This is a genomic window from Streptococcus sp. 343_SSPC (assembly GCF_001072385.1).
Classification (GTDB): domain Bacteria; phylum Bacillota; class Bacilli; order Lactobacillales; family Streptococcaceae; genus Streptococcus.
This window is the reverse complement of the sequence record NZ_JVKU01000023.1, coordinates 41,238-53,060: the sequence shown is the minus strand read 5'-3', so window position 1 is coordinate 53,060 and position 11,823 is coordinate 41,238. Positions and strand designations below refer to the sequence as shown.

Annotated in this window: 15 protein-coding genes; 6 read left to right on the top strand and 9 right to left on the bottom strand. The window is 42.3% G+C overall.

The genetic code is table 11. The features are described from left to right. Positions 1-161: 161 nt before the first annotated feature. The gene (locus ADH27_RS07560; RefSeq protein WP_048717114.1) at positions 162-1,001 is read left to right on the top strand and encodes a MurR/RpiR family transcriptional regulator; all 840 of its coding nucleotides are present in this window, start codon (positions 162-164) and stop codon (positions 999-1,001) included. A gap of 539 nt (positions 1,002-1,540) precedes the next feature. On the opposite strand, the gene ADH27_RS07555 is transcribed toward ADH27_RS07560, so the two are convergent. The 8 genes from ADH27_RS07555 to ADH27_RS07520 form a co-directional block, all read right to left on the bottom strand. After that, positions 1,541-2,434 carry an ROK family protein gene (locus ADH27_RS07555; RefSeq protein ID WP_048717113.1) on the bottom strand — a complete coding sequence of 298 codons (894 nt, stop codon included), beginning with the start codon at positions 2,432-2,434 and terminating at the stop codon, positions 1,541-1,543. A 30-nt stretch (positions 2,435-2,464) separates the two neighbouring features. Continuing rightward, complete coding sequence (locus tag ADH27_RS07550) at positions 2,465-3,382, bottom strand: dihydrodipicolinate synthase family protein (protein ID WP_048717112.1); 918 nt, start codon at positions 3,380-3,382, stop codon at positions 2,465-2,467. Positions 3,383-3,427: 45 nt separating this feature from the next. Continuing rightward, entirely contained in the window at positions 3,428-4,075 is a 648-nt protein-coding gene (locus ADH27_RS07545; protein WP_048717110.1) for a YesL family protein, read from the bottom strand. Positions 4,076-4,096: 21 nt separating this feature from the next. Beyond that, entirely contained in the window at positions 4,097-4,549 is a 453-nt protein-coding gene (locus ADH27_RS07540; RefSeq protein WP_048717108.1) for a YhcH/YjgK/YiaL family protein, read from the bottom strand. Between the two features lie 164 nt (positions 4,550-4,713). Continuing rightward, a complete protein-coding gene (locus ADH27_RS07535; RefSeq protein ID WP_048717106.1) occupies positions 4,714-5,553 on the bottom strand; it encodes a carbohydrate ABC transporter permease in 840 nt (279 codons plus the stop codon). Between the two features lie 15 nt (positions 5,554-5,568). Next, the gene (locus ADH27_RS07530; protein WP_048717104.1) at positions 5,569-6,456 is read right to left on the bottom strand and encodes a carbohydrate ABC transporter permease; all 888 of its coding nucleotides are present in this window, start codon (positions 6,454-6,456) and stop codon (positions 5,569-5,571) included. Between the two features lie 203 nt (positions 6,457-6,659). Beyond that, positions 6,660-7,976 carry an extracellular solute-binding protein gene (locus ADH27_RS07525; protein ID WP_048717102.1) on the bottom strand — a complete coding sequence of 439 codons (1,317 nt, stop codon included), beginning with the start codon at positions 7,974-7,976 and terminating at the stop codon, positions 6,660-6,662. 143 nt (positions 7,977-8,119) lie between these two features. Further along, positions 8,120-8,818: an N-acetylmannosamine-6-phosphate 2-epimerase gene (locus tag ADH27_RS07520; RefSeq protein WP_048717101.1), complete on the bottom strand. Its 699-nt coding sequence runs from the start codon at positions 8,816-8,818 to the stop codon at positions 8,120-8,122. A 728-nt stretch (positions 8,819-9,546) separates the two neighbouring features. Here ADH27_RS07520 and ADH27_RS07515 point away from each other — a divergent pair. Genes ADH27_RS07515 through ADH27_RS10335 form a run of 5 tightly spaced genes read left to right on the top strand, consistent with a single transcriptional unit; the run spans position 9,547 to position 10,442 of the window. Further along, a complete protein-coding gene (locus tag ADH27_RS07515) occupies positions 9,547-9,720 on the top strand; it encodes a Blp family class II bacteriocin (protein ID WP_048717099.1) in 174 nt (57 codons plus the stop codon). 21 nt (positions 9,721-9,741) lie between these two features. After that, positions 9,742-9,909 (top strand): class IIb bacteriocin, lactobin A/cerein 7B family, encoded by a 168-nt coding sequence (locus ADH27_RS07510; RefSeq protein WP_006595269.1) that lies wholly within the window; start codon positions 9,742-9,744, stop codon positions 9,907-9,909. Positions 9,910-9,921: 12 nt separating this feature from the next. Then, positions 9,922-10,089, top strand: a complete 168-nt coding sequence (locus tag ADH27_RS10340; RefSeq protein ID WP_006595270.1) for a hypothetical protein — start codon at positions 9,922-9,924, stop codon at positions 10,087-10,089. A gap of 11 nt (positions 10,090-10,100) precedes the next feature. Continuing rightward, positions 10,101-10,268, top strand: coding sequence for a hypothetical protein (locus tag ADH27_RS07505; RefSeq protein WP_023024913.1), 168 nt, complete (start codon positions 10,101-10,103; stop codon positions 10,266-10,268). Positions 10,269-10,280: 12 nt separating this feature from the next. Next, positions 10,281-10,442: a hypothetical protein gene (locus ADH27_RS10335; protein ID WP_181971108.1), complete on the top strand. Its 162-nt coding sequence runs from the start codon at positions 10,281-10,283 to the stop codon at positions 10,440-10,442. 315 nt (positions 10,443-10,757) lie between these two features. Here the strand turns inward: ADH27_RS10335 and ADH27_RS07500 are convergent, their stop codons facing one another. Beyond that, a complete protein-coding gene (locus ADH27_RS07500) occupies positions 10,758-11,807 on the bottom strand; it encodes a zinc-dependent alcohol dehydrogenase family protein (protein WP_023027479.1) in 1,050 nt (349 codons plus the stop codon). Positions 11,808-11,823 lie beyond the last annotated feature (16 nt).

Sequence of the window (11,823 nt, the reverse complement as noted above, 5' to 3'; positions counted from 1 at the left end):
TATTTTTTTAACAAAGGTGATTCAAAAAAGATACGGATTCTGTTCCTTCTTTCAGTCGTTCGCTGGTCGTATTCCTTGTATATCCCGGTTTTTTATGTTATACTGTGAAATATATTATAGGATTTTCTCCGGGTGTAACCTCGGTTGAAAGGAGGACTGCTGTGAAACAAGATCGTGATCTCCGAAGCATTATTAAGAGCCATCAAGAAGAAATGACGGAGCTAGAGCTAGACATTGCCCGCTATTTTTTATCTCCTGAAGCGCAGCAACACTCTCTTTCCTCGTCTAGAGTGACGGAACTTTTGCATGTATCAAAAGCTGCTTTGACCCGTTTTTCCCAAAAGTGTGGCTTCACAGGCTACCGGGAATTTATATATCACTTTAACGAAGAAACCAAATCTCAAAAGCAACAATCCCCGCACGGCGAATTAACACAGGATGTCTTGCGTCGCTACCAGCAGGTCCTTCAGGCTACAGAAACCCTAGCAAAAGATGAGCAAATCAAAGAAGTCGCTAACTTAATTACTCAAGCAGATCGGGTCTACTTCTTTGGAAAAGGAAGCTCAGGATTGGTGGCTTCTGAGATGAAACTTCGCTTCCTTCGACTGGGCGTTGTTTGCGAAGCCTTAACCGATCAAGACGGCTTTGCATGGACGACCAGTATCTTGGATAAATCCTGCCTGGTCATTGCCTTCTCTCTATCAGGAACTACCCGCTCGATTATCCATAGCCTTCTGGATGCTAAAGAAATGGGAGCAAAAACCGTTCTTCTTACTGCTCAACCAGACGCTATCAAAGATGACTTTACGGAAATTTTACCAGTTGCTCCTCTACCTGGAAGCACCTATATCGACCGTATTACGGCAACCCTTCCCTTCTTAACCATGATTGATTTAATCTATGCTCACTTCCTCGAAATGGATCGGGAACGTAAAGAAAGAATTTTCAATAGCTATTGGGAAAACAAAAAACTCAATGGCTACGATTCACGTAGACGCTAGTCTTCTGATTTATCACCAGGAGCTGAGAATCCTTTTCTCTGCAACCTGGTTTTTCTTTTCAATAGAAAATGCTTACTGCTTAGGTGAGCGTTTCAGATTGAAATAAAGTCTTCTAAAAAAACTTTCCTTAGGTGAGTACGGACGTCAGCGAACTTCGAAGAAGTTCCATGACTAAATCAAGATACAAAGGGCGTCTGCGGATATAGTCAAAATAGGAAGTTTGACGCAGAATCTTTTGATTCTAGGAAAACTTATCTTTTTGACACAATCCGTAGCCCGTGTTCAATTCGTTTTGAGTCTCTTCGCTTTTTAATTTTTAGGCTCAGGCTAAAACAGTTCCCCGAACTGTTTTACTCCCAAAACTCCCGAGTTCCTGAAACACTTGTGTTTCAGGAACTTTTCTCACCGCGGAAAGTTTTTAATCTTCTTAAATGACTATAGATATAAGTCCTTTTTTGAAAATTATCTAGCTGTTTTATGTAAAACAATAGTTTGTCTACATTCAAAAAATGCTCACCTAAGTGGTGAGCATTTTTGATTTAATTGCGTCTGGCTTGTTGTTGTTTGAAATGGTAGTAAGCTCCTATCATCCCTGCCGTATTTTGATGATGCGCAAACTCCAATTGCGTCTTGTCTGCTAGGCTTGGAACGAGGGAGTCTTTGAGGGCTGCTGAAATCTTTGGTTTCAAAATAGCTTCCTGTCCCATAACTCCACCACCAAGAATAACCACTTGAGGGTTGACAACATAACAGATATTGGCAAGTCCCTTGCCCAGGTAGTCAACCATGCGATCGATTCCTGCCATACAGATGGTATTCCCCTGGGTCGCCTCCTTAAAAATGCGACGACCACTCCATTGTTCAACAGGATCTCCATGCTGCTTGGCAACATATTCAACCAAAGCTGTCGTCGAGGCCAAATCTTGGAAGGCGCCATCTTGAAGATGAAGGTAACCTACCTCGCAGGCAGAATTGCTAAAACCATGGAAAATCTCCCCATTGATCAAGAGACAACCACCAATGCCAGTACCGACCGTTAAACAGACGGCAACTTGAGCACCCTGGCCATTCCCTGACATGACTTCTGCTAAACCAGCACAGTTGACGTCATTTTCAATTTCGCAGGGGATATGATAGGTCTCTTCAATTTCTTTTTTGAACTGAGTTCCTGCATAATTAGGAATCTGAGGGCCTGCATAAAAGATTTCCCCCTTATCGGGATCAACCATCCCAGCTGACGAAATACAGACTCCAAGGATGGTATTTTCTTCGAGGTAAGATTCTACTAAAGCTTTGGTTTTCCCTAGAATCCCAGGTCCCCCTTTTTCAGCTTCTGTCGGCATTTCATGCGACTCAATCAAATTCTCTGCTTCATCAATCAGACCATATTTGATATTGGTCCCACCGATATCAATCGCTAGGTAATAGGCCATACACCTCTCCTTTCCGATTTACACTCTTTTTTAAAGGAAACGTTCCTTGACTTCACGGATTAAGCTAGCAGCTTTTTGAACCACTTCCTGGTCCGCTTCAGTTACTGGACTTAATGGACTCCGAACAGATCCCAGTTCTAGACCTTCATTGATCTGCAAGACTTCTTTAATGACGCCATACATGTTGCCATGAGCAGACGTCAAGACTCCAATAATGCCATTGATGGCAAACTGCAAGGCACGCGCAGTTTCCAAGTCTTTCTCAGCAATCAGCTGATTGAGTTTCAAGAAGAGTTCCGGCATAGCACCATAGGTGCCTCCAATACCTGCTCCTGCTCCCATAAGGCGGCCACCTAAGAATTGTTCATCTGGACCATTAAAGACGATATGGTCATCGCCTCCCAAAGAAGCAAAGGTCTGGATATCCTGAACAGGCATAGAGGAATTCTTCACCCCAATCACCCGTGGATTTTTCAACATTTCTTTATACAGACTCGGTGTCAAAGCTACCCCTGCCAATTGCGGGATATTGTAGATGACAAAGTCTGTGTTTGGTGCTGCTGCGCTGATTTCATTCCAGTAGTGGGCAACACTGTATTCTGGCAAGCGGAAATAAATTGGCGGAATGGCCGCAATGGCATCTACTCCTAGCTCTTCTGCATGTCGTGCCAATTCCACGCTGTCCTTGGTATTGTTGCAGGCCACGTGAGCGATGATGGTCAATTTTCCTTTAGCCACTGCCATGACTTCTTCTAAGACCAGCTTGCGATCGGCTACGCTCTGGTAGATACATTCGCCGGAAGATCCGTTGACATACAAGCCCTGCACACCTTTCGCGATAAAATATTCTACCAGCGCACGTACCCGCTCCGGGCTAATTTCTCCTTGGTCATCATAACAGGCATAAAAAGCCGGGATGACTCCTTCATATTTTTTTAAATCTGACATTCTTTTCTCCTTTCACGAATGTTTACCAAATCCTATTTTTCTTTTTTATTCTTTAAAACGAGCAAATATCTTTTCCATCAATCCAACCTGTAGGAAGGTCAGGCTAGAAAAACCAATCAAGAAGAAGACCATGAGTCCTAGTAGAAAGCTTAAGACAGAAGTCACAAATACCATAGCTACTAGCAACAAGAGAGCCCCCATAACGAAGAACCATGGGAAATACAAACCAGATACAATCAGAGCTTTTTGTAGACACTCTGTCCAAGTCAATCGATAACGCGCCGCAATTGGATAGGCCGCTAGCATGACCAGAACTAGGAAGATAAAGAGCCCTAAACACGTAGCTTTTAACACCTGCATTGGCAAGGCTGTCTGGCTCCAAAAGAGGAACAAGTCAAAGAGACAGATTCCTGAAATGAGCAACTCTATCCCTCCGAGCTGAAGGCCCAACTTCCAATTTTCGCGAAAGGCGTTGATATAAGTCCGAATGACTGGTAAGCGACGCTGGTGTTTGATGGCAAAAACCGTTTGATACAAACTAATCTTTGCGATCCCGATTGTGACAATCGGCAGACAGCTCAGCACAAAAAGAAGATTGACTGTGACTAAGTCCGCTATTTTCTCGCTGATTCGCATCACCAGATTGTCAGTATTAAAAACTGTTTTGATCAATCCTGTTTCTCTTTGTGACATACCGTCTCCTTTCTGACTCTCTTAATCGATTAAAATTTTCACTAACTGTTTTCGAACGACTTCTTCTTGACCCGCATAACCATTGGGCTGATGAGGTTCCCCTGGGAAGAAAATCGCAAAATTATGATAACCCAGATGAAGTGGATAAGACTCCTGGCAATGGACAAAACCGATGTCCGATGCTTCATCAAAGGCGAGCGCCTCACCTGTCACACGAGATCCATAACTCGAAAACTCATGTCCTTCTACCAAAAGATGCAAATCGGCATATCTTTTGTGGTGCTCAAAGCGATTGCTTTCTTCTTTATTGAGGGTGTTTTCTTGAACGACGAGAAAGACCTTATCCCCATCAATGTCGTATCTCCCTAATTCAAAAGAATCCTTCCGATGCTCATAGAGAAAATCAATGGCCTGATCTAGATTGGGATGGATCCCTTTGTAAAAGGTGATGTTTTTTAAATCATCAAATATCATACACTTTTCCTTTCGACACTTCTTAGGACGAGAAAAGAAAACAAGTGATTTCTTCCCTAGCCCCTTCTAGGACACCGATGAAGTGTAGAACCTGCAAGAGCCCTACACCTCTCAGCCTAGAAAAAAGTATCTGTACACTACTATCGTTTGTCCAAGCAGACGGCTTATCCCTTGACCGCTCCCATGGTAATCCCTTGAGTGAAGGATTTTTGGAAGACCAGGAAGACCGTAACGATTGGCACCGCAGCCAAAGCTGCTCCAGCCATGATCAAGCCATAGTTGGTGGCCATTTCAGCCTGCATGGTCGCAACCCCTAGTGAAATAGTCAGGTTTTGACGAGAGGTCAGCATTACCAATTGCATAAAGTAGTCGTTCCAGGTGTTGATAAAGGTAAAGATGGCAAGGGCTGCAAATCCCGGCTTGACAATTGGGAAGGCAACGCTCCAGAAAGTCCGCAACTCTCCACAACCATCGATCTTAGCAGATTCTAAGAGTTCTGTTGGGATGTTTTCACTAAATTGTTTCATCAAGAAGACCCCGAATGGCCATCCGACCAGTGGCAAGATCACCGCTGCAAGAGTATCGTGGATTCCCATAAAGTTGATAATGCGTACCAATGGAACCAAGACAACTTGTTTTGGAAGGGCCATGGCTGCGATAAAGGTAGCAAAGAGAATTCGTTGCCCATAGAAGCGTTTCTTAGCCAAGACATATCCTGCCAAGGAAGAGGTCATACATACCAAAAGCATGGTTGCTAGAGAGATGAAGACACTGTTCCACAACCATTGCAGGGCTGGGTTTTGTACCATCAACTGTTGGAAATTTTCCATGGTTGGTGTCTTTGGCCACCATTGAGGTGGGATCATAATGGTATCTGGCTGAGACTTAAAGGCCCCTGTCAAAATCCAATAAAATGGGAAAATGAACAAGACTGTCAAAAGGAGCAAAATGATCGTTGAAATCACTGTAAAGGCAGTGATGGGTTTCTTTTGTGTTGGTTTCATCTGAGGCTCCTTTCTTTAGTATTCTACGTCGTTTCCGAGGATCTTGAATTGCGCAAAACTAATAATGGCAATCATCACCGCAAGGAAGACACCCATGGTGTTGGCATAACCGTATTCAGAGAGCTTAAAGGCTTTTTCATATAAGTAGTACATGAGGGTACTCGTTGAGTAGTTTGGACCACCGGATGTCAACAATTGGATCAAGGCGAAACATTGGAAAGAGTTAATGGTCGTAATGATCGCAATATAAAGAGTTGTTGGCAACAAGCTTGGCCATTTGATCTTCCAGAAAACTTGAAGTTCTGTCGCACCATCGACACGCGCTGCTTCGACGAGAGAATTATCAATATTCCCCATAGCCGCAATGTAGAGGATGATTGGTTGACCAACAGAGGTGGTCAACAAGATGATAATGATGGCCATCAAAGCCCAGTGCTTGTCCCCCAACCAAGAAATGTTTTGGTTGATGACATGTCCAGATTTCAATACAAAGTTCAAAATCCCTGATAGCGGATCATAGATCCATTTCCACACAACCGTTACCGCTACACTCCCTGTAACAACTGGAAGGAAGAAGACGAAACGATAGAAGGAACGCGCAATCGCATTTTGATGGTAGGTCTGAGAAGCCACAAACAAGGAGAACAATACTACGATTGGAACGGATCCGATAACGATGATGACAGTATTGATCAAGGACTTGATAAAGACCTTATCCGCAAACATGCGGGAATAATTTTCAAGACCAACAAATTTGAAGGAGGTCATCGAGTAGTTGAAGAAACTAGTGACAAACCCCATAATCATTGGTGCTAATACAAAGACAATAAAGAAGATTAAAATGGGTGCTAAGAATGCGTAGGAAACCAGCGTCTCCCTCATTCGGATTTTGTTTACCTTCACAATAAGGCACCTCCTGATGTTCTTTTTCTATTTTTTCCTTGATTCCTATGTGGAACGGATAGCGCTGCCCTTTCCTACATATGATAATTAGGAGAGCGAAAACACGAAGGCCCCCTCTTTCAATCTACACATGGAGATAAGAAATCGAGGGGGCCTATGCTTTCTTATTTCTATGAAAGGATCATTTGAGTTTCATAGATGATCTATTTTTTCTTGATCGTTTCGTTTGCTTTTTCAGTAAAGGTCTTCAAAGCTGGTTCTGCTTTTTCATCCCCGTTTGAAACAGATTGCAACATTGGGAACCAAAGTGTACGCATTTCTGCAAAGCCGTCGATTGTGTTGTAGTATGGTGAGTAGTATTGAGTCCAAGTACTGATGGTTTCCATCCGTTTGTCATCATACAATTTACCAAATGAACTACGAACTGGGAAGGCACCTGTACGAACAACGTTCTTAGGGCCCCATTCTTTGTCATCCGCGATGAATTGAACAAATTTCTTAGCTGCTGCTACTTTCTTTTCATCCTTGTTGTTGAAGACTGCAAAACCATTGACAAGGTATTCCAATTTTGGTTTGCCTGTATCAGATGGGAATGGTACTTCGACTACTTCAACTTTACTTGCATCCAACAATTTAGCTTGGATACCGTTTTGTGAAGGTGCCCACAAGATGGTGTAAGAAGTTTGACCGTTAGCGAAGTTTTGGATGTCTGCTCCACCATCAAATTGAGAACCGTTCATCATCAAACCATCTTCAATCCATTTAGAAGCTTTTTCTAAACCTTTGACAAATTTTGGATCATCTGTTGTATACTTGGTTACTTTTTCATCTGTTACAGAACCACCGTAAAGGTTAGCGATAAAGGCACGAGTACCTTGGTCTCCACCTTGACCGTTACTGAAGAGTGATCCTGGTGTGTAACCTTTGTCTTTCAAAGCTTTCAAGACTTTTTCAAAGTCGTCTGTTGTCCAGCCTTCTTTGACAAGGTCTAGAACTCCTGCATCTTCCAACATCTTCTTGTTCATCGCCATGTAGAATGGTGCTGAACTGATTGGGTACATGTAGGCAGTGTCGCCAGCTTTACTAGCTTGGATGATATTGTCGTTGTTGACATCTTTTACAAAATCTTCTGTAAAGAGGTCGTTCAAGTCAGCCAATTTACCATTTTTACCGTATTGAATAATCCGGCCTGGTGCGTCAAAGAGCACGTCTGGAGCAGTTCCAGCTTCGATAGCTGTCGTAATCTTTTCAGGACCAGATTTGAAGTCGATGGTTTCTAGTTTGACTTTGATATCTGGATTGGCTTTTTCGAAGGCTTCGATAATTGATTTTTCGTAGGTTCCTACACCATCATCAGCTTTCTCTTGAGTAAAGACTGGGAAGGCCCACCAAGTGATTTCTGTTTTACCAGAGTTATCGCTTGAAGATTCAGACTTAGATCCTCCTCCAGATCCACAAGCTGCAAGTGCTAGCACCGCTGCACCAGCTACCAACGAGCACAGTACTTTTTTCATTTTCATGTGATTTCTCCTCACGTTTGCGGTAAGATTTCTCTTACTTAGTATATCCTCACTGAGGACGGTGATTATTAAATATTCTCATTTCTACTGGATGATTTCTCTCTTCCTGGCTTCCTCCTTGTCTCTTTTTACTGTTCTTTTTTCTATTTTAAAGCCGCAACGAAGCGTTCTGTAATTTCTTTAGGTCGCGTAATAGCTCCCCCTACCACAAGCCCTCTGACACCCAGGTCATGAATTTCTTTGGCTTGTGCAGGATAGTGGATCTTACCTTCCGCAATTACATCGACACCCGCTTGGCAAAGTTGGCGAATCAAGTCAATGTCCGGTCCGTCTACTTTCGGGCTGTAATCTGTGTAGCCCGATAAGGTTGTTCCGACAAAGTCAACCCCTGCTTCGACAGCTGTTAAGCCTTCTTCAAAGGTGCTGATATCTGCCATCAAGAGTTGATCAGGATATTTCTCCTTCACTTGCTGGATAAAGTCGACAATCGATAGACCGTCATGACGCGGACGTTTGGTACAATCCAGGGCAATCACTGCGATATCTAATTCGGCCAATTCATCTACTTCTTTCATGGTAGCAGTAATGAATGGTTCTTCAGGAGGATAATCTCTCTTGATGATTCCGATAATCGGAAGCTTTGTCACTTCCTTGATCTCTTTGATATCGCGGACACTATTCGCCCGGATTCCAACCGCCCCTCCTTGCTCAGCTGCTTTGACCAAGAGAGGAATCACACCTCCTGCCTCTGTGTAGAGAGGTTCATGAGGAAGCGCCTGACAAGAAACGATAATGCCGTCTTTGATCTGTTGAATTAATTCTTCTTTTGTGATCTTGGACATACATTCCATCTCCTTTGTTTATTACGTCAACTCGAGTACTTGTAAAGTTATTATATAGTATTTTTAAAGCGCTTACAATATTGTCGAGCCATTTTGATAATAGTTTCATATTTTAAACTATTCTTCCATTCCTCTGAAACTAGTTTCAGAGATTCTAACATTCTAAAATTTTTTAAGAAATTTTTACCATTTCCAGATTTTTATACGAATAGTATAAGTGACCAAACAAAAAGAAAGGAGGACCACAGATGTACTATACTCCCATTATCATCCCATGGTTTTTGTATTACTTCTTCCGCAAATAAATAAGGAAAGGGAATACCGAACATGAAAAAGAATACCAAAGCTTTTGTTCTATTAATCTTGCTTTCATTGATGTTGTTTTAAACTAAAACCTTGAAACGTAAGAAAAACACAGCATTGGCTATTGACCTTATCCTTGCTTCATCTAATCAGCTTAGCTGACACAAGATGAATAAAAGGCTACCCATACAAGCTAGCTCTATTGGAAAATTACCCTAGCTTTGCTTCTCAATAAAAATTAGGATTATTAAAATATGAGATGGCCTATCCACACTATAATCTTTGCAATCATCATCGCATTAACTGTTTTACATGATGCACACCTGATTGCATTTCAACCACAGATTAATTTAGCCATTGCGGCTACAATCTATCTAGCAGTTGATGCTAGATGGCGACAAACAAGAAAGAAAAAGGAAAATTAAATGACAACAGAATTCACACAAAAATTCACACCCTTAGCAGAAGAAGAATTGACACAAGTCGATGGGGGAGCTATCCCATTGATCGCTTGGATCATTGCTCATCCCTATCTATCTGGCTCTATTGCTGGTGGTGTAACAGCTGTCGGAACTGCCATTTGGGGAGCATTTAAATAATTAATTTGAAGGAGAAAAGCAATGATAGACCAAGTACAATTTAAAGATCTCACGCATGAAGAATTAAGTGATATTAATGGTGGGGGACTCCCTTTTCTGTTAGTTTTCGCTTACGGTTTTTCTTCTGCTTATATCGGGACAACAAAACTGATCGATGCATTTCATAGTAATATGACACGGAAATGGTAAAGGAGGAGACCTATGAGTCTGGTATTTATCACCCTCATCCTTTTGACAGGATACTGCATTCTTGATAAAAAAGCACCCAAACAGGTAGAAGGGTACTTTCCTAAATTTGCTATTGCCTTCATGGTCACTTTCACCATTCTGAACGAGGCAATTGATTTACTGTACACGATCTTACATTAAGGAGGACACCTATGGATACAAGCATCCATTATACTTGCCTAACGGAAGCTGAACTAGCGACCATTGATGGAGGAGCCTCCGTTTTTGACTCGGCAAAATTCATCGTTCAAACATGGAATATTTTATACAATTCTGGACGTGATTTTGGCCGTAGTATCATCAATGGCATCATGCACTAGAAAGGAGCAAGCATGAAACTCGAAGAATCACGTTTTAGAAGCTTATCCGAGCAGGAACTCAGCCATGTAGATGGTGGATCCGTCTGGATCACTGTTGGACTAATCGCAACTCCCCTACTCATGGGAACCTTCGCTGGCGCCTTTGACGAATACGCTCGCAAACGAGGCAAATAGTAACACTTCTTTATCATCTCACTTAACAATAGAACATCCCAGCTATCATTCTATAGCTGGGATGTTCTATTGTTTAAACGATCTTTTTAAGCAAAAAAATGAGGCTGGGACAAAAGTCCTAGCCTCTCAATTATTTTTTGATTGTCGAGCAAGACGCAGTGGTTGAGTGGGCTCTACTACGCTGATTTCATCAGCTTTTACAGCCCTACTCAACTGTGCGGAGGTGGGACGACGAAATCGAATTCTAACGAATTACCGATTTCTGTCCCACTCTCATTTTTCTATCTTATTTAGGTGATGGATCTATCCAACTTCTTAGCTGAGGTCGTTATCAATAATGACTTTCAAGGCATTGTTTTCGCCAGCATGTTTGAAGATTTCGTATGCCTTTTCTGCTTCTGAAAGTTTGAAGTGGTGGGTCACCAACTTCGTCGCATCAATCTTACCAGATTTCAAGACATTAAGAAGCATTTCAGTTGTATTGGCATTGACCAAACCGGTATTGAGCGTGATGTTCTTAATCCAAAGGTCATCAAGATTGAAGCTAACTGGCTTCCCATGCACTCCGACGTTGGCAATATGACCGCCGACAGAGATAATATTTTGGCAGACATCAAAGGTTGCTGGATAGCCCACACATTCCATAGAGATATCAACACCACGACCATCGGTCACTTCATTGATAAAGGCCTTGATTTCATCAATATCACTTGAACAAATGGTATGGGTAGCACCAAACTTCTTAGAAGCTTCTAGACGAGATTCAGACAAGTCTACCATGATAATGGTAGCTGGTGAGAAGAATTGTACAGTTAAGAGAGCTGCCAAGCCGATTGGGCCCGCACCAACAATACAAACGTTGTCTCCTGGTTTCACATGAGATGGGAGCACCCCAATTTCATAAGAAGTTGGGAGAATATCTGAGAGCATAACCAAGGCTTCATCATCTACAGAAGCTGGCGCATGATAGAGACTGCCGTCTGCGTGAGGGATATGGACATACTCTGCTTGAGTTCCGTTAATTAAGTGACCAAGAATCCATCCTCCATCTTCACAGTGAGATGGCAAGCCACGTTTACAGTAGTAGCAAGTATTACAAGCCGTTACACAAGAAATAATGACCTTATCTCCAACCTTAAAGTTCGTGACTGCATCACCGACTTCTTCGACAATACCAATTCCTTCGTGACCGAGGATGGTTCCTTCTTTACAGGCTGGAACATCACCACCCAAAATATGGAGGTCTGTTCCACAAATGGTCGTTTTTACCAAACGCACAATTGCATCAGTCGGTTTCTTGATGACTGGTTTTGGTTGATCAATCAACTGAAGATTTCCTGCGGATACATATGTTGCTGCTTTCATAAGCGACTCCTTTTTA